This window comes from Prosthecobacter algae, from assembly GCF_039542385.1.
In the GTDB taxonomy this organism is placed as follows: Bacteria; Verrucomicrobiota; Verrucomicrobiia; order Verrucomicrobiales; family Verrucomicrobiaceae; genus Prosthecobacter; species Prosthecobacter algae.
The window spans coordinates 13,522-29,056 of sequence record NZ_BAABIA010000005.1; the positions used below are offsets into that span (position 1 = coordinate 13,522).

General features: G+C 58.5%; 13 protein-coding genes and 1 tRNA gene. 8 read left to right on the top strand and 6 right to left on the bottom strand.

Annotated features, from left to right (window positions below):
* Positions 1–285 precede the first annotated feature (285 nt).
* From ABEB25_RS12425 to ABEB25_RS12445, 5 genes are all read left to right on the top strand, one after another.
* On the top strand, positions 286–612 hold the full coding sequence (locus ABEB25_RS12425) for a hypothetical protein (protein ID WP_345736733.1): 327 nt from the start codon (positions 286–288) through the stop codon (positions 610–612).
* Between the two features lie 61 nt (positions 613–673).
* Positions 674–1,183 carry a hypothetical protein gene (locus tag ABEB25_RS12430; protein WP_345736734.1) on the top strand — a complete coding sequence of 170 codons (510 nt, stop codon included), beginning with the start codon at positions 674–676 and terminating at the stop codon, positions 1,181–1,183.
* 18 nt (positions 1,184–1,201) lie between these two features.
* Complete coding sequence (locus tag ABEB25_RS12435; protein WP_345736735.1) at positions 1,202–1,609, top strand: hypothetical protein; 408 nt, start codon at positions 1,202–1,204, stop codon at positions 1,607–1,609.
* Between the two features lie 723 nt (positions 1,610–2,332).
* The gene (gene gcvP / locus ABEB25_RS12440; protein WP_345736736.1) at positions 2,333–5,155 is read left to right on the top strand and encodes an aminomethyl-transferring glycine dehydrogenase; all 2,823 of its coding nucleotides are present in this window, start codon (positions 2,333–2,335) and stop codon (positions 5,153–5,155) included.
* 40 nt (positions 5,156–5,195) lie between these two features.
* The gene (locus tag ABEB25_RS12445; RefSeq protein ID WP_345736737.1) at positions 5,196–6,641 is read left to right on the top strand and encodes a sulfatase; all 1,446 of its coding nucleotides are present in this window, start codon (positions 5,196–5,198) and stop codon (positions 6,639–6,641) included.
* A 2-nt stretch (positions 6,642–6,643) separates the two neighbouring features.
* On the opposite strand, the gene ABEB25_RS12450 is transcribed toward ABEB25_RS12445, so the two are convergent.
* The 5 genes from ABEB25_RS12450 to ABEB25_RS12470 form a co-directional block, all read right to left on the bottom strand.
* Complete coding sequence (locus ABEB25_RS12450) at positions 6,644–7,381, bottom strand: hypothetical protein (protein WP_345736738.1); 738 nt, start codon at positions 7,379–7,381, stop codon at positions 6,644–6,646.
* A gap of 66 nt (positions 7,382–7,447) precedes the next feature.
* Positions 7,448–9,562, bottom strand: coding sequence for a TonB-dependent receptor family protein (locus ABEB25_RS12455; protein WP_345736739.1), 2,115 nt, complete (start codon positions 9,560–9,562; stop codon positions 7,448–7,450).
* A gap of 112 nt (positions 9,563–9,674) precedes the next feature.
* On the bottom strand, positions 9,675–10,079 hold the full coding sequence (locus tag ABEB25_RS12460; protein ID WP_345736740.1) for a hypothetical protein: 405 nt from the start codon (positions 10,077–10,079) through the stop codon (positions 9,675–9,677).
* Between the two features lie 58 nt (positions 10,080–10,137).
* Complete coding sequence (locus ABEB25_RS12465) at positions 10,138–10,389, bottom strand: hypothetical protein (RefSeq protein ID WP_345736741.1); 252 nt, start codon at positions 10,387–10,389, stop codon at positions 10,138–10,140.
* Positions 10,390–10,485: 96 nt separating this feature from the next.
* Positions 10,486–11,931, bottom strand: coding sequence for an aminotransferase-like domain-containing protein (locus ABEB25_RS12470; RefSeq protein WP_345736742.1), 1,446 nt, complete (start codon positions 11,929–11,931; stop codon positions 10,486–10,488).
* Positions 11,932–12,206: 275 nt separating this feature from the next.
* Here ABEB25_RS12470 and ABEB25_RS12475 point away from each other — a divergent pair, with 275 nt between their 5' ends.
* On the top strand, positions 12,207–12,653 hold the full coding sequence (locus ABEB25_RS12475) for a ferritin-like domain-containing protein (RefSeq protein WP_345736743.1): 447 nt from the start codon (positions 12,207–12,209) through the stop codon (positions 12,651–12,653).
* Between the two features lie 201 nt (positions 12,654–12,854).
* Positions 12,855–12,926 (top strand) — tRNA-Arg (locus ABEB25_RS12480).
* Positions 12,927–13,016: 90 nt separating this feature from the next.
* On the opposite strand, the gene ABEB25_RS12485 is transcribed toward ABEB25_RS12480, so the two are convergent.
* A complete protein-coding gene (locus ABEB25_RS12485) occupies positions 13,017–13,844 on the bottom strand; it encodes a hypothetical protein (protein ID WP_345736744.1) in 828 nt (275 codons plus the stop codon).
* Between the two features lie 226 nt (positions 13,845–14,070).
* Here ABEB25_RS12485 and gnd point away from each other — a divergent pair, with 226 nt between their 5' ends.
* Entirely contained in the window at positions 14,071–15,513 is a 1,443-nt protein-coding gene (gene gnd / locus ABEB25_RS12490) for a decarboxylating NADP(+)-dependent phosphogluconate dehydrogenase (RefSeq protein ID WP_345736745.1), read from the top strand.
* The last annotated feature ends 22 nt before the right edge of the window (positions 15,514–15,535 follow it).

Consider the following 15,535-nt stretch of genomic DNA (forward strand, 5'->3'; position numbering starts at 1 on the left):
GGGCGGTATTCTCCCATGCCATCGAGCCCTGAAAGGGCGGGAGAGGAGAAGGTGGTGCGGCCATACTGCCTCGCCCTTTCAGGGCTTGGGGAGGGAGACGATTTTCTCTTGGGAGTCCCAGGGCTTCGCTCGCTAAGGCTCGCTGACCCTGGGCTGGGTTGTCCCGCCCCGCTGGGGCTGGGGGAAGAGTGGGTTGAGGGTGTCAGGAGTAACGAATTGGTAATAGATCACAAAAAATCTCCACCTGCCGTTGACCGAGTCGCTCCGTTGTTGGATTGAGAGGTCATGTGGTCCTACCTGAAAACGTGGCTCCTGCAGCGACGCCTTTCTAAAGCCCAGCAACGCCTGATTGAGGTGCTGGAGCAGACGAAACTCTACATCGCACAATCCGAGGAGTCCATCTACTCCCCTTTTACCCCCACGGAGATCGCGAGCGATTTAACAAAGGCGATTGAAAGCCTGAAAGGGGGTCATTCCATCGACACAAGTTTGCTTCAAATGCATTTTGCACCCGCGAGCTCGATCCAGGAAACAGCCCTGAATGCTGGATGGGTGGACCCCTATTTAGATCTTTCCCGCCAGTTTGATGAATTGATTGAAGCGGTATCGTAACTGACACTGAAGGGCTAGGGATGCGGCGTTGAAAAGCATCCTGTTCTGAATGCGATCATCCATGAATTGCCTAACCGAAAATGAGATTTCGCACTGGTTGCGAGAGCGCGGTATCACGGAGGACCCTTATCACCAAGTTCCCCCAACGAGTTTTTATCTTCAGTTTTTCACGCCGCCAAATCAGTCTGCGGGTTCTTTTTTCCGGCAGTATTGGGACCGCATCATCGGTTGCGAAGCAGCGCTCGTTCACATCACGGACTGGGGGCTTTATACGAAGAGTGAAATGATTCCCATCATGGGCATTCGTGCCCTGCACTCCGAGACGCGTTGGCTCATTGATGCGCCGGGTCATCTTCTAGAAACCCACGAGTCTGAGACGGTCATTTCACTGATGACCCTCACGACTTTTTTCGCCTGGTCCTCTTATTTGTATAGCCCATTGGGCCATTCGATCCTCTACAACTGGGAGGGAGATATTTTTGATTTTTGGACGGACGATGCTGCGAAGATGGAGATGATGAAGGGACTGCTCGTGGACTTCAACCTGCGAGAAACAACGGAAGCCAAGTAAGGAGGATATTTTCACATCATGACGAGCGAAGAAGCCTTGCAGAAATTCGGTTTGCCCGCAGCGCCGGAAGATCGGGATGAAATTCGACGGCTCCTTGCTTTGGAGATTGAGCGTGAGCGCCAAGGAGAAAGCGGAGAAGAAATGCTGCGGACGTTGTGTCTTCAGCTCTTCAGTTTAGGGTATCCTGAAGATGCGCTTCTCATCTGGGAGGCCAAACAGTCCAGCTTCAATGCTGGCTATGGCCTCGACATTCAGTTTGTTTGCGGTGCCGGATTGACGGTTACTAAGGATTATCTTTCTCAATCTAGCGTGCTGGAGTCATCGGCCATCTTACAGTATTTGGCGGCATGCGACCAAGCTGGAGATTTTGCCAAGTGGACACCGCAGGTGACGATTGAGCACTATCGCAGTTATTACGGCCTTTGATCTTTCTTCCCATCCATCTCCATGATCCGTCAAATCTCAGAAAGCGAGTTTACAGGGCCGCGTTTGACGGAGGGAGCTTGTTTGTTTCGTACACCTGAGTCGCTGGAGATCGGGCAAACAATTGAGTGGGAGCCGGAAGTCGAAGATGGGCTGGGACCTGGGAAGTTTGCTGTGTTTGTGAGCCCTGGCGGATTGATTTTTTCACTTCAACTTTATGAGTTATCCCCACGGAAGGATCTCATGACTCTTTATGTGAGGCCGGGGGACCTTGGGTTGCATGTGGACCAGGCCTTGATCGAACTCTGTCTAACCAGTGCAGATCTTGGCTGGCTAGCAGATGGGGCCCGACTCCCTCCCGCCCGATTGATCCGCCAAGATGACAATGGCGTGCAGTTTCATGTGGGGGACTACCCCTGCCACGCGGATGCGGAGGCCACCCGCAGGCAGTTGATGGCTGGGCATCATAAGCAGGCGTATTTTATCGAGCCGATCTTAGAAGGTGGGCCGACCCTGCTCTTTCCAGCAGATTATAGTGGGCCTCCTTCGATAATTCCCGCGCCATGACAACTGGGCATGAGGTTTTAATCGCTCGCTTGGTGCTCAATGAAAGCAACGATCTCCAGAGAAATTCCATCACTTTCTCCCTCCGTTCGTGAAATCTCTAGCGTGGGGGTGAAGCACTGATTGCATCCGGGGAAATCCCGGCTCCACTGATCTTGCGAAATGCCCACGCCCTTCTCCTCCCGTCACATTGGACCTTCGGCTGCTGAAACAGCGGCCATGTTGGAATCGCTCGGTTACGAAACGCTGGATGCCCTGGTGGATCAGGTGGTGCCGGAGGCCATCCGGCAGCGGTCGGCGCTGAATCTGCCCGAGGCTCTCAGCGAAGAAGATGCGCTGCGTCGGCTGAAGCAACTCATGGGACGGAACAAGGTGGTGCGCTCCTTCATCGGCCTGGGTTATCACGATACCTTCACACCGCCAGTCATTCAGCGAAACATCCTGGAAAACCCAGGCTGGTACACGGCCTACACGCCGTACCAGCCAGAGATCAGTCAAGGTCGCCTGGAGGCGCTGATCAATTTCCAAACGATGATCACGGACCTCACGGGGCTGGATGTGGCTGGGGCTTCGCTGCTGGATGAAGGCACGGCCTGTGCCGAGGCATTAACACTGGCGGCGGCGCAGGTGGCCGGGGCAAATCGAGTGCTGGTCTCGGATCAATGTCACCCGCATAACATTGAAGTGGTGCGCACACGCATGCTGGCGCTGGGCATCGAGGTGCAGGTGGCGGATGTGGCCACGTGGCAGCCCGATGGCACGAAGGGTCTAGCGGCGGTGCTGGTGCAGTACCCGGATACCCAGGGGGTGATCCATGACTTTGAAGCCCTGGCCAAACAGGTGCATGAGGCAGGTGCCTTGCTGGTGGCCTCGGCAGATCTGCTGGCGCTGACGGTGCTGCGGCCGCCGGGGGAGTTTGGCGCAGACATCTGCGTGGGCAATAGCCAGCGCTTTGGCGTGCCGCTGGGTTTTGGCGGGCCTCATGCAGCCTTCATGGCGGTGAAGGATGCGCTGAAACGGCGCATGCCGGGTCGCCTCATCGGCGTGTCTAAAGATGCAGCGGGCAATCCCGCCTACCGACTTTCATTGCAGACGCGGGAGCAGCACATCCGCCGGGAAAAGGCGACGAGCAACATCTGCACGGCACAGGTCCTGCTGGCGGTGATGGCCTCCATGTATGCAGTGTATCACGGGCCGGAGGGGCTAAAAAAGATCGCCCTGCGCACGCATGGCGCAGCGGTGTGGCTGGCGCGGGAGCTGATGCAGGCGCACCTGGAGATCACCAGCGATGACTTCTTTGACACGCTGACGGTGAAGGTGCGCAGTGCGGATGATGTGCTGCGGACGGGCCTGCTCTTTGGCGTGAATCTGCGCAAGCTGGATGCCCAGCACGTGACCGTGGCGCTGGATGAACGCGTGCGTGAAGAGGAGCTGCAGGCCATCCTGAAGGCCTTCGGCATCAGCAAGGCCCAGCACCCGCTGCACCTGAATGATGCGGCGGATTTGAACTGCTCCGGCGTCTTTCATCGGCAGTCGGCCTACCTCACGCATCCGGTCTTCAGCCGTTATCATTCGGAGACGGAGATGATGCGCTACCTGCACCGGCTGGAGAGCAAGGACATCGCACTGAACCGCAGCATGATTCCCCTGGGCTCCTGCACCATGAAGCTGAACGCGGCGGCGGAAATGATGCCGCTGAGCTGGAGCGAGGTGGGTGGGCTGCACCCCTTTGCCCCACACGATCAAAGCGAAGGCTACCGCGCGATGTTCACGGAGTTGGAAAATTGGTTAGCCGAATGCACCGGTTTTGATGCCACCTCTTTGCAGCCGAATGCGGGCTCTCAGGGTGAATACGCGGGCCTGCTGGCCATCAAACGATTTCACGAAGCTCGGGGCGAAGGTCATCGGGATGTGTGCCTCATCCCCACCAGTGCCCATGGGACAAATCCCGCCAGCGCGGTGATGTGTGCTTTTAAAGTGGTGCCTGTCACCTGCGATGAGCAGGGCAATATCTCGCTGGAAGATCTGAAGACCAAACTGGCAGCGCACCCGGACAAGGTGGCCGCGCTGATGGTGACGTATCCTTCCACCCATGGCGTCTTTGAAGAAAGCATCGTGGAGATCTGCAAGCTGGTGCATGAGCACGGCGGGCAGGTGTACATGGATGGGGCCAACATGAATGCCCAGGTGGGCCTGACCTCCCCGGGCAAGATCGGCGCGGATGTCTGCCACCTGAATCTGCACAAGACCTTTTGTATCCCGCATGGCGGCGGTGGCCCCGGCGTGGGCCCCATCTGCGTGGCGGCTCATTTGAAGCCCTACCTCCCCGGTCACCTCACGTGGGAGCAGCAGCGGGAAGGGGCGGTGTGCTCCGCCCCCTGGGGCAGCGCCAGCATCTGCACCATCTCCTGGATGTATATCGCCATGATGGGCCCGGAGCTGACTGAAGCGACGAAGTACGCCATCCTCAATGCCAACTACGTGGCGAAGAAACTGGCCCCCTGTTTCCCCACGCTTTACAAAGGCAGCCACGGTCTGGTGGCGCACGAGTGCATCCTGGACTTTCGCCACTTTCACAAGGTGACGGTGGAAGATGTGGCCAAGCGGTTGATGGACTTTGGCTACCACGCGCCAACGATGAGTTGGCCTGTGGGCGGCACGCTGATGATCGAGCCGACCGAGAGCGAGAGCCAGGCCGAGCTGGATCGCTTTTGCAGCGCTATGCAGTGCATCCACGGCGAGATCGTGGGCGTGGAAAACGGCACCTTCCATCCGACCGACAACACGCTGAAGGCCGCCCCGCACACGGCCGCCTTCATGCTGAAAAATGACTGGCCGCATGCCTACACCCGCGAGGTGGCAGCCTTTCCCCTACCCTGGGTCAAGGAGGCCAAATACTGGCCCCCCGTGGCCCGCGTGGACAATGTCTATGGCGACCGCAATCTGATCTGCTCCTGCATCAGTGTGGAAGACGCGGCCCAGTAAAACGGCGCAAGGATGCAGCCCCACCGACGTTTGGTGGGGCATGCGTTTCTTGTTTTTGTCCTTGTTCGTCGCGGCCTCCCTCCAGGCTGCGGGTCCGAATGTGCTGTTCATCATGACGGATGATTACCGTCCTGAACTGGCCAGCTATGGTTCCCCGGCCATCACACCGAACCTGGACCGACTGGCGAAGCGGAGCGTGCAGTTTCAGCGGGCCTACTGCCAGCAGGCGGTGTGCAATCCCTCCCGCTCCTCCATGCTCACGGGTCGTCGGCCAGATACCTTGAAGCTGTGGAATAACGGCACGCATTTCCGGGAGCAAAATCCGGACGTCACCACACTGCCGCTATGGTTTAAGGAGCACGGCTACACGACTCGCTGCGTGGGCAAGATCTTTCACAACTGGCATACGGAGGCCAAAGGGGATCGACGATCCTGGAGTGCGGATGAGTTTCTGCACTATGCCAACCATGGCCATGACACCCCCCAAGTGAGCGGCAAGCTGCCGCCGAATCAGATCACGGCCCCGAGCCTGCGCGACTATAACCAGGTGCCACTGTGCGAATGCCGGGATGTGCCGGATGAAGCCTACTTTGACGGACGTGTGGCGGCGGAGGCGGTGAAGGTTTTAGCAGAGGTCATAGACCAGCCGTTTTTCCTCGCCGTGGGTTTTTGGAAACCACATGCCCCATTCAATGCGCCAAAAAAATACTGGGACCTCTATGATCGTAGCAAGCTGCCACCCCTGAATCCCAACCGTCCCGATGGAGCCCCCGAGCTGGCCTTTCACCAGAGCACAGAGGTGCTGGGCCCCGTGAAAGAACAAGTGCAGCCGAGCGCCGAGCAGATCGCCGAAATACGGCACGGCTACTTTGCCAACATCAGCTACCTGGATGCCCAGCTAGGTAAGGTGCTGGATGCTCTGGAAAAGAGCGGCAAGGCGGACCAGACGATCATCACCTTCGTGGGAGATCATGGCTATCACCTGGGTGAACACAGCCTGTGGGGGAAAACGTCTAACTTTGAGTATGACGCGCGTGTCCCCTTCATGATCGCACGTGCAGACGGCAAAAACGCGGGCACACGAACCGAATCCCTGGCAGAGCTGGTGGATCTCTTTCCCACCCTGGTGGAGATGTGCGGGCTGCCTATGCCGAAAGGTCTGGATGGAGATAGTCTGGCTGCCGTGGTGGAGGATCCGACCCAGGCCATCAAAGCCGCTGCCTTCACCCAGCATCCACGCCCCGCCTACTTTGATCGCGAACCTGACAAACGCCCCAAAGCCATGGGCTACAGCGTGCGTACAGCGGATGTGCGCTACACCGAGTGGCGGGACTGGCTGACGGGAGATGTGGTGGCCAAAGAACTCTACGATCACCGAAACGATCCTTCAGAACTGAAGAACCGCGCCGATGACAGCGGGCTGCCTGAAACACAAAACCAGGCAGCGAAACTGCTGCGGGCCGAGTTTCCCCCAGTGAAACATTGATCTCACTTCCGAGCCTTGGTCGCTTGCTTGCCCGGTGATGGGCGCTTTGGCCGGGTGATGAAGAATAGCGCGATGCCCAGCAAGGACACGACGCAGGTAGCAAAGGTGAGCGTGGTGAGGACCAGATCCCTGACGTCTTTGTTGGGGATGAATCCCAGCTTGTGGAAGTTGGTGAAAATGCGCGCTTCAAACTGGCGGCTGTCATCGGTATGACGCGTGACGCTGCCGGTGGTGGTGGACACGTAAACACGGGTGTTTAGCTCATCATCGAGATCAAACCGATAGACCGGGAGGATTCGGAAAATATTGATGTACTCCGTATTAAAGGACGTGAGAAAATCCGTCTTTAGCCCCTTTTTTCCTCCCAGAAAAGCACTGGCGATCTCGCTGGCGTAGGCCTCATCCCGGGATGGATCCACACGGCCATCCACGGCGCTTACATACTGGGCGGCATGTCCGCCTTTCACATAGACCTGATACCAGGGCTGGCCACCGATGCTGCGCACGTTCACGGCACTGATGCCCTGGGCGGCTTCGGGCAGCCGGGCCACGGCCTCACCCACGGCCATCCGGATCTGTGAGACATCCAGCCCCTCCCCGCTCGGGCGAGCTGACGGTGGCGGGGCCTGTGTGCGGGTCATCACGTTGTGAATGACGCCGCTGCCTGCGGACATTAGGATAGTGACGCTGAAAAGCAGACCTAACCAACGATGCGCCTTGCGAATGATATTTTTGTTCATGATCTAAAAATGTCCCTGAATGGAAACGGGCAGTGGAACACTCCCCCCCGCCCGCCTAAAATCACTTTACCACTTCCACTCCACACCCGCATACACGGCCCGGCCATCTCCAGGGAAATAGACGGCGCTGCCAGCATTGGCGGTCTTCAGCACACCCGTGGTGGCCGCGTAAGTCTCATCGGTGAGGTTTTTGCCCTCAATGAAAAACGAGAAGCCTTTGGGGGTGCGATAGCCCAGCTTGAAACCAAGCAGGGCGTAGCCATCCGCCTTCTGCGAATTGGCCAGATCCACAAAGTAGCTCTGCGGCACCCACTCCACATTCGGCCCGGCATAGAAGCCGCAGGGATGCTCATACAGCAACTCGGCGCGGTAGTAGTGGCGGGGCATGCCCGGCAGCTCGTTGTTCCCAAATTCGCCGTCACCGTCAAAGTGGAAATCGCTGAAGAGATACACCTGGCGAAGAAAGAGCCGATCTCCCTTCACAGCTTCCGTGGCAGCCTGCTTGCCGCTGCCCAGCGTCGCCTCCTGCCAGGGCGCGAACAGCCCGCGCAGCAGGTCGTAGTCCACCTGCGCCTCCACCCCGTGGTGGATCGTGCGGCCTGCATTCACCGTTTGCGTGGCGCTGACACCAGGGATGCCCAGAGACAGCAGTTCATTGTCCAGCCAGGCATAATACCACGCCACATCCCACGCCGCCCGACCTGCACGGCCACGTGTGCCGATTTCGACTGTGGTGCCGCGCTGAGCATCCAACTCCACCAGGCCCGGGGCTGCGCCTGCTGCTGTCAGCTCACCGAACGAAGGCGGCTCGAAACTGCGGCTGACATTGAAGAACATCTGCGTCTCTGGATTGACCTCCCAGAGCACGCCCAATTTGGGGCTGAAGCCCCAGTAGTCCTGGCGGTCTGTGTTGTTTGCACCAAAGACACGCTGCTCGTCAAAGTCGCGGTTCGCATAGCTGCCCTGTGCACCTAGGATGATGGCGACAGAGTCCGTCATGTAAAACGTGTCCTGAATGTACAGGTCCACGTTCGTGGACTGGAGCTGGTTCTCAGCCGTGCGGAGACCACGCTCGCCTAACAAGTTTTGGAATCGATTATCCTGGGTGATGCCATACATAGCCCCCAGCCCAAGGGTGAAGTGGTTGCGATGCCCAGCCAGATCTGCCAGCGAATCATAGCGCACGTCCACGCCAAAGTCGTTGGAGACCTGATCAATGACCTGGAAGATCGGGTGATCCAGATCTTTCCAAGACCAAAAGCTGCTCACCGTCAGCGTTTCATCGCCATCGCGAAAGGTCGTCTTGTTCGCCACCCGCAACAGCTCAAAGTCACGCTTCTGTTTCTGTAGCACACTGCCCGCATTCGCTTGATCCGGGCGGCTTTCCATCTGTGCCTTGGTCAGGCTGCCGGGCAATTGCGAATCCGTCTGCACATACGTGAGGTAGAAGCGGGTCTCGATGTCGTCGCTGATCCTGTAACCGACATTCGCGAAGAAACGCTGGTTGCTCTGTCGGCTCCAGTCACGGAATCCATCCGAGGAAGAGTGCGTGACACTGGCATAATAATCCGCCGAGCCGAAAACGCCGCCCGAGCTCACCTGAGCGCGGAAGGAATCAAAACTCCCCGCCTCAAAGCGCATCTGCAAAGGCGAGGCCTCATACCCTGTCATGGAGACAAAGTTGATCGCGCCGCCGAGGGTGGTAGAACCGTATTGCAAGGCATTGGCCCCGCGAAACACCTCGACATAACGCGCCGAAAGAGGCTCAATGGCCTGCATGTCAAAACCGCCATCGGCGAGGTTCAGCGGAGCGCCGTCCTGCATGAGCTTGATGCCACGGCCATGGAAGGTGCGCTGGATGCCGGAGCCACGGATGGAGATGCGCGATTCTTCAGCCCCGAAACGGGGCTGGACGAAGACGCCGGGAGAGTAATCCAGGGCATCCTTCAGCGTGGTGGCACGCCCGCGCTTGTATTCCTCAGCATCCACGACGCCGACGCCGCCGGGGATGATGGAGAGTTCCTTTTTCACCGTTGCCACGCTAGGCACGGTGAGAGATTCGGGCTGGGAAGAGGCCGTGACGACGACCTCAGGAAGACTGGCCCCAGGGGCCGTGGTTTGAGCTAAAAGGGACGGGCACATCAACGCGCCCAGGACGAGCAAAGACAGGGATAATTTCACAAAGAATGATGACAGGACATGGGCAAGAACACGCCGCGCAAGGCAGACGTGAATCACGGCACCGGGATGAGAGTAGAAACCGTAGGACCGCTGCGATTCAGCGGCCATTATCTCATACCGGGTTCTGTCGTGGCGGTGTCCAAAGCGGGGGTATCACCCTCCGTTCCCCCTGCTGAATCAGCGGAGTGTAAATCATCCGTGCCGGGGAGGGAGCCACCACGTGCAAGGATTGCACCAGGATCGCATCCAGCTTCTTCATGGGCACCTGAACTGACTTTTCCTGATCCTGCTTTTGCCCCTTGTCTACCGCTTTGCAAAGCGGACAGGGATGCTCGCCATCGAAGGTCTTGGCCACAGCCTCCACCAGCGATCCGTCGCGCGAAAAACTGATGAGCATGCCTGTCCAGGCTATGCCCTGCAACACGGCCCACTGGAAACCTAACGAACAGCATAACACGACCACCACCATCCAGCGCGCAAGGCGTGGAAGCAGGGTGGAGGCGGCATGAGTGGACATTTGGAGGCGAGGCTAGAGGGCCGTCCTGACACTGTCAACCGCCAGCCTGTGGCAAGCGTCAGATTGCCAGTGCAAAGAAGGCAAACACGATCAGCATGCCCCACCAGAGTACCCAGGTCTGCATGCGTCCATAGTCACGGCCGCCGCTTGTATCGCTGGGAATCTCATCATCAAAACCAAAAAGGCGGGTCTGATGTTTGAAAAAATACACGCCCAAGGCAAGCGTGCAGGCGATGCCTATCCAGGCAAGAATTTTGAAGGGGTAAAGGTCTTCGCGACTGAGGGCTGCCAGCAGGGGTTCCAGATTCATGGCCCAAGATAGGGGCCCTGTCCTGTCTGACCAGATACAGATGGCCGCTATCTCATCATGCACAGATGGTGCAGCAGACCAGAGGCAAGCCGTCCATCATGCCAGGTGCCTTTTGGCCAGACTGCCCAGAATCTGAAGGGCCTCCTGCAAGCGCGGAGACCATGGAACCCCGCAGGAAAGGCGAATGCAATTTCGGTATCCTTGGTTAGGCGAAAACATCGGACCTGGCGCTATATTGATCTCCCGGGCCAGGGCCTCGTCCTGTAGGCGAAGGGCATCCACCCTCGGTGGCATCTCCACCCACAGCACAAAGCCGCCCTGAGGCTGGGTGACCCGAGTTCCCTCTGGAAAAGCGGCGGCCACCGCCTGGGCCACACGCTGCACATTGCCTGCATAAAAGGCCCGTGCTCCGCGCAGGTAATGATCGTACCCACCCGTGGCCAAGAACTCCGCAATCGCGAGTTCCGGGAGAGTCGCGGTGGCGAGGGTGCTCGTCAGCTTCAAGGTCTTCACCTGCTCATAATAGCGGCCTGGGGCCACCCAGCCGACACGATAGCCCGGAGCCAGAGATTTGGAAAAGGAACTGCAGAGCATCACCAGTCCCTTTTCATCGTAGCCCTTGGCCAGACGTGGCCGATGAGGGCCGTGATGCAGTTCGCCAAACACATCGTCTTCGATCAGGGGGATGTCACGCTCGGCCAGCATCCGCACCAGACGTTCTTTGTTGGCATCCGGCATCAGGGCACCGAGGGGATTGCTGAAGTTGGGCACGGCGAGGCAGGCGGCGACCTGTCGCGTCTTCAGCACTCGGGCAAGCGCCTCCAGATCCATGCCATCGCGAGGATGGGTGGGGATTTCAATGGCCCTGAGCTTGAGGGATTCAAGGGCATGCAACACCCCGAAATACGTGGGAGACTCCACCGCCACCACGCTGCCCGGCACAGTGACCGCACGGAGGCAGAGCATGAGGCCCTCCGTCGCGCCGCAGGTCGTAATGACCTCCTGAGGCAACAACATCGCACCGGAATTCATGACCCGCTTGGCCACCTCCCGACGCAGGACCTCCGTACCGGGGGGCATGTCATAGGAAACTCCGCTCTTGCCCGCCCGCCGTGCGACGCTGGCGAGGATGCGGTTCAGCTTCACCATGGGTAGCAGTTCGGGACTGGGCACTGCACCACCCAGAGCTAAGACGCGCGGCAGCATCGCGGCCTCAAACAAGCGCGATTGCAAGGCACCGACGGTGACCTCGCTGACCGCGCGAGGCGTGCGCGCCATCATCGGTTCCTTCAGCACAGGCCTAGGCACCCGCACAAAAAAGCCGGACTTGGGCCGGGCCTCCACGAGGCCGCGATCCTCAAGCCAGATGAAGGCCTGGATGGCGGTGGTCAGGCTCACCCCATGTTGCTCGCTCACACGACGCAGCGAGGACACTCTTTCCCCCGGCCTGAGCACGCCTTCCTCAATCAGACGTGCGATCTTCTCCGCCACCTCCTGATAAAGGGGCGTGGAGGTAGCATCCGTGCGAGGAGTCCGAGACATGGTGAAAGCGCCGACGCCGTTTGGAGCGATACGCCAGCCACCCCAGCAAAGCGCAGTCCGTGCTCCAAGCAAGCGGCCAAGCCGTTAGAGGAAAAGAAGAGGCAGGGGATGAAATGCCTTAAAAAAAGGCTGGCACGACTTCACCGTGTGCCTGTGGATTTCGATTTCAGCCCCACTCAAACAGCCATTTTCCCATTCGATACCTTTTGTTATTCCCGGAATCAACGGCCCCACATACACGCATTTCCTTTTTTGAATTCGATCTCTGTTTAGCCATGAGCACTCTATCTACCCTCCATAACCTCATTCAAATCCTCAAAGACGGCCAGGAAGGCTTTCGCACCGCCTCCGAGGACATCAGCAACTCCGAACTGAAAACGCTCTTCAGCAGCTACTCGCTGCAACGCAGCAAGTTTGCCGGTGAACTGCAAGCCCTCGCTCACGAGCTGGGCGAACAAGACCCTCCATCCTCCGGCTCTGTCGCAGGGGTTCTTCACCGCGGCTGGATCGACCTCAAAGCCGCGCTGATGAGCCGGGATGAGCACGCCGTGCTGGCGGAGTGCGAACGTGGCGAGGACGCCGCTGTCGCCGCGTATCGCAAGGCCATCGAAGAAGATGACCTGCCTGCCAACATCCTGTCCATCCTGCAAATCCAGTTCATGGACATCAAGAGCGCACACGACAACGTGCGAAATCTGCGCGACAGCCGGAAGGCCGCTTAGCCCATCCATTTTTACACGGGAGCTCCAGGGAAACCTGGGCTCCCGTTTTTTGTTTGGCCAAGCGATACGGACCCGCTGCGTTTTGTTGGACAACCCTGCTTCGCCGGATATGGATGGAAGAGGCAGGAATTTCTTTTTATTTTTATTCTTACCTCAGTCCATTTCATTCCATCTGCCTTGGCAATGCATTGAAAATCAAACGTCTCCGTAGTTCAATGGATAGAACGAGGGTTTCCTAAACTCTAAATACAGGTTCGATTCCTGTCGGGGATACTGAGTTGATTATCAACCCTCCACGCGGCGGTAGATTCCTTATGGAGTACCAAAAGTGATGGCACGTTTTTTCGGCCTTCGCCTTTGAGTTTAGACCGACCGCGGACGAACAGGGCGCAGGAGGCGGATGCCTACGAACAGGGTGAGGAGGGGGAGGAGGAATTTGAGAACCTCGGCGGCTTTTTCCAGGAGGGCGAAAAGGTTCCCCTTCCATTCGAAACGGGCTCCTTCGGGCGTGCTCATGTAGAGATGGTTTTCACGGGCGCGGATGAGCTCGGCCATGTTGGAATGGCGACCGTAGTAACGCTGTCGCAGTTCGTTATTTGCGGCCAGTTCGTCCAGGCTCAGGACCTCGCCTGTGCTGTCTGTGGGGATGATTTCAAGATCGGCATCGTAGAGATGCCAGTCACCCTGATACCAGACTTCCATGACGACGTGCCCCTGCAGGCCGATTTGACGGGCCTTGTAGCCGTGGGCACGGGCAAGGTCCAGCATGAGGTAGGAGGCCTGATCGCAAAGGAGGCAGGAACCGTGTGAAACCAGGCCCTGCGGGGACCAGATGTGGTGAAAGGTGGGGTGAATGAAACCGGCGGCGTAGAGAATCCAGTTACTGGCCAGAGTATGCTGGGCCTCATCGTGGGTGAAGCGGGCAATGACGAGATCGTAAATGGTGCGGAGGCGGTCCGCATCGGTGGCAGCAGTAGTGAGTTTTTCATCCAACCGCTGGGAGAGAGCGTTGTAGGTGGGCAGTTGCGTGGGTAGGGCGGTGTCAAACCTCTCCCAATCCCGCGGGAGCGAGGAATAGCCCCGACCCCAGGGGGTAAAATGGCCCACGCTGGCCACGACCAGCAGTCCGCCCCCGACGATGGCACACAGAAAACCTGTGACGCGGCGCACGACGGGGGAAAGGAAGGGCATGGGAGAAAAATCTAAAGGCAATGGGACGAAGGACGAATGAAAAAACGCGGAACTGCGGGATAAATGGCCCTGAAAGGCAAAAAGAAGCCTTCTTGGAAGGCTGGCAGGAGGGGTCATCAGTCCTGTTCATGGTGTGCATGAGCAAAATCCCCTTTGCCAATATCCCCCTGGCAGGTATGACTTCCGCCCCCGCCCAGGCGGCCTAACTTACCCCTACTGACTGAAAATGAGCCAAAAAAGTGACTTCGGATTGATCGGCCTCGCCGTGATGGGCCAGAACCTAGTGTTGAACGTGGAAAGCCGTGGCTTCCAGGTTTCCGTGTTTAACCGCACCACCGCCACGACGGACGAGTTCATCGCCAAGCACCCTGGCAAGAAGCTGGTGGGCGCCAAGACCCTGGAAGAATTCGTCCAGTCCCTGGCCACTCCGCGGAAGATCCAGATCATGGTGAAATCCAACGCCGTCAAAGATAGCGACCGTGACGCCGTGGACGCCGTGATCGAGCAGCTCATCCCTCTCCTGGAAAAGGACGACATCGTCATTGACGGTGGCAACAGCTACTACCTGACCACCGAGCGCCGCGACAAATACCTGGCCGAAAAAGGCCTCCGCTTCATCGGCGCTGGCGTCTCCGGCGGTGAAGAAGGCGCCCGCAAAGGCCCCTCCATCATGCCTGGCGGCCCTGCCAGCACCTGGGAAGTCATGAAGCCCATCTTTGAAAGCATCTCTGCCAAAGTGGACGGCGAGCCTTGCGTGATCCACATCGGCACCGGTGGCGCTGGCCACTACGTGAAGATGATCCACAACGGCATTGAGTATGGCGACATGCAGCTCATCTGCGAAGCCTACAACATCTTCAAAAATGCCGGCTTCACCACCGACGAAATCGCCAAAGTCTTCACCGACTGGAACGACGGCGACATGCAGAGCTACCTCATCCAGATCACCGGCAAGGCCCTGGAACAGAAAGACCCTGAGACCGGTACCCCCATCGTCGAACTCATCGTGGACAAAGCCGGCCAGAAAGGCACGGGCCAGTGGACGCTCCTTAACGCCGCTGAAAACGCCGTCGTCATCAGCACCATCAACGCCGCTGTGGAAGCCCGCATCCTTTCCTCCAAGAAGAAGGCCCGCGTGGCCGCCAGCAAAGAGCTCACCGGCCCGACGGTGAACATCACCACGGACAAAGCCGAGCTGGTGCAGAAAGTGCACGATGCCCTCTACGCCTCCAAAGTCATCTCCTACGCCCAGGGCCTGGACCTGATCAAGACCATGGGCGAAGCCAAGAACTGGGGCCTCGACCTCGGCCGCATCGCCTCAATCTGGCGCGGCGGTTGCATCATCCGTGCCCGCTTCCTCAACAAGATCACCGACGCCTACCGTGAAAACGCTGAGCTGAGCAACCTCATGCTGGCCCCCTTCTTCAAGGACCTGCTGAGCAAGACCCAGCAGAACTGGCGCGAAGTGGTCTCCCTGGCCACCCTGAATGGCATCCCTGTTCCTGCGTTCTCCGCCTCCCTCGGCTACTACGACAGCTACCGCGCCGAGCGCCTGCCAGCCAACCTGCTGCAGGCCCAGCGCGACTTCTTCGGTGCTCACACCTATGAGCGCACGGACAAGCCTGAAGGCGAGTTCTTCCACACCGAGTGGCCTGAAGTGATCGGCTAAGGGACTTCGATTCCACGGGAAT

Coding starts and splice junctions, on each gene's coding strand:
- ABEB25_RS12425 (WP_345736733.1), top strand. CDS start 286: ATGTGGTCCTACCTGAAAACGTGGCTCCTGCAGCGACGCCTTTCTAAA.
- ABEB25_RS12460 (WP_345736740.1), bottom strand. CDS start 10,079: ATGTCCACTCATGCCGCCTCCACCCTGCTTCCACGCCTTGCGCGCTGG.
- ABEB25_RS12450 (WP_345736738.1), bottom strand. CDS start 7,381: ATGAACAAAAATATCATTCGCAAGGCGCATCGTTGGTTAGGTCTGCTT.
- ABEB25_RS12445 (WP_345736737.1), top strand. CDS start 5,196: ATGCGTTTCTTGTTTTTGTCCTTGTTCGTCGCGGCCTCCCTCCAGGCT.
- ABEB25_RS12430 (WP_345736734.1), top strand. CDS start 674: ATGAATTGCCTAACCGAAAATGAGATTTCGCACTGGTTGCGAGAGCGC.
- ABEB25_RS12485 (WP_345736744.1), bottom strand. CDS start 13,844: ATGCCCTTCCTTTCCCCCGTCGTGCGCCGCGTCACAGGTTTTCTGTGT.
- gcvP (WP_345736736.1), top strand. CDS start 2,333: ATGCCCACGCCCTTCTCCTCCCGTCACATTGGACCTTCGGCTGCTGAA.
- ABEB25_RS12475 (WP_345736743.1), top strand. CDS start 12,207: ATGAGCACTCTATCTACCCTCCATAACCTCATTCAAATCCTCAAAGAC.
- ABEB25_RS12435 (WP_345736735.1), top strand. CDS start 1,202: ATGACGAGCGAAGAAGCCTTGCAGAAATTCGGTTTGCCCGCAGCGCCG.
- ABEB25_RS12470 (WP_345736742.1), bottom strand. CDS start 11,931: ATGTCTCGGACTCCTCGCACGGATGCTACCTCCACGCCCCTTTATCAG.
- ABEB25_RS12465 (WP_345736741.1), bottom strand. CDS start 10,389: ATGAATCTGGAACCCCTGCTGGCAGCCCTCAGTCGCGAAGACCTTTAC.
- gnd (WP_345736745.1), top strand. CDS start 14,071: ATGAGCCAAAAAAGTGACTTCGGATTGATCGGCCTCGCCGTGATGGGC.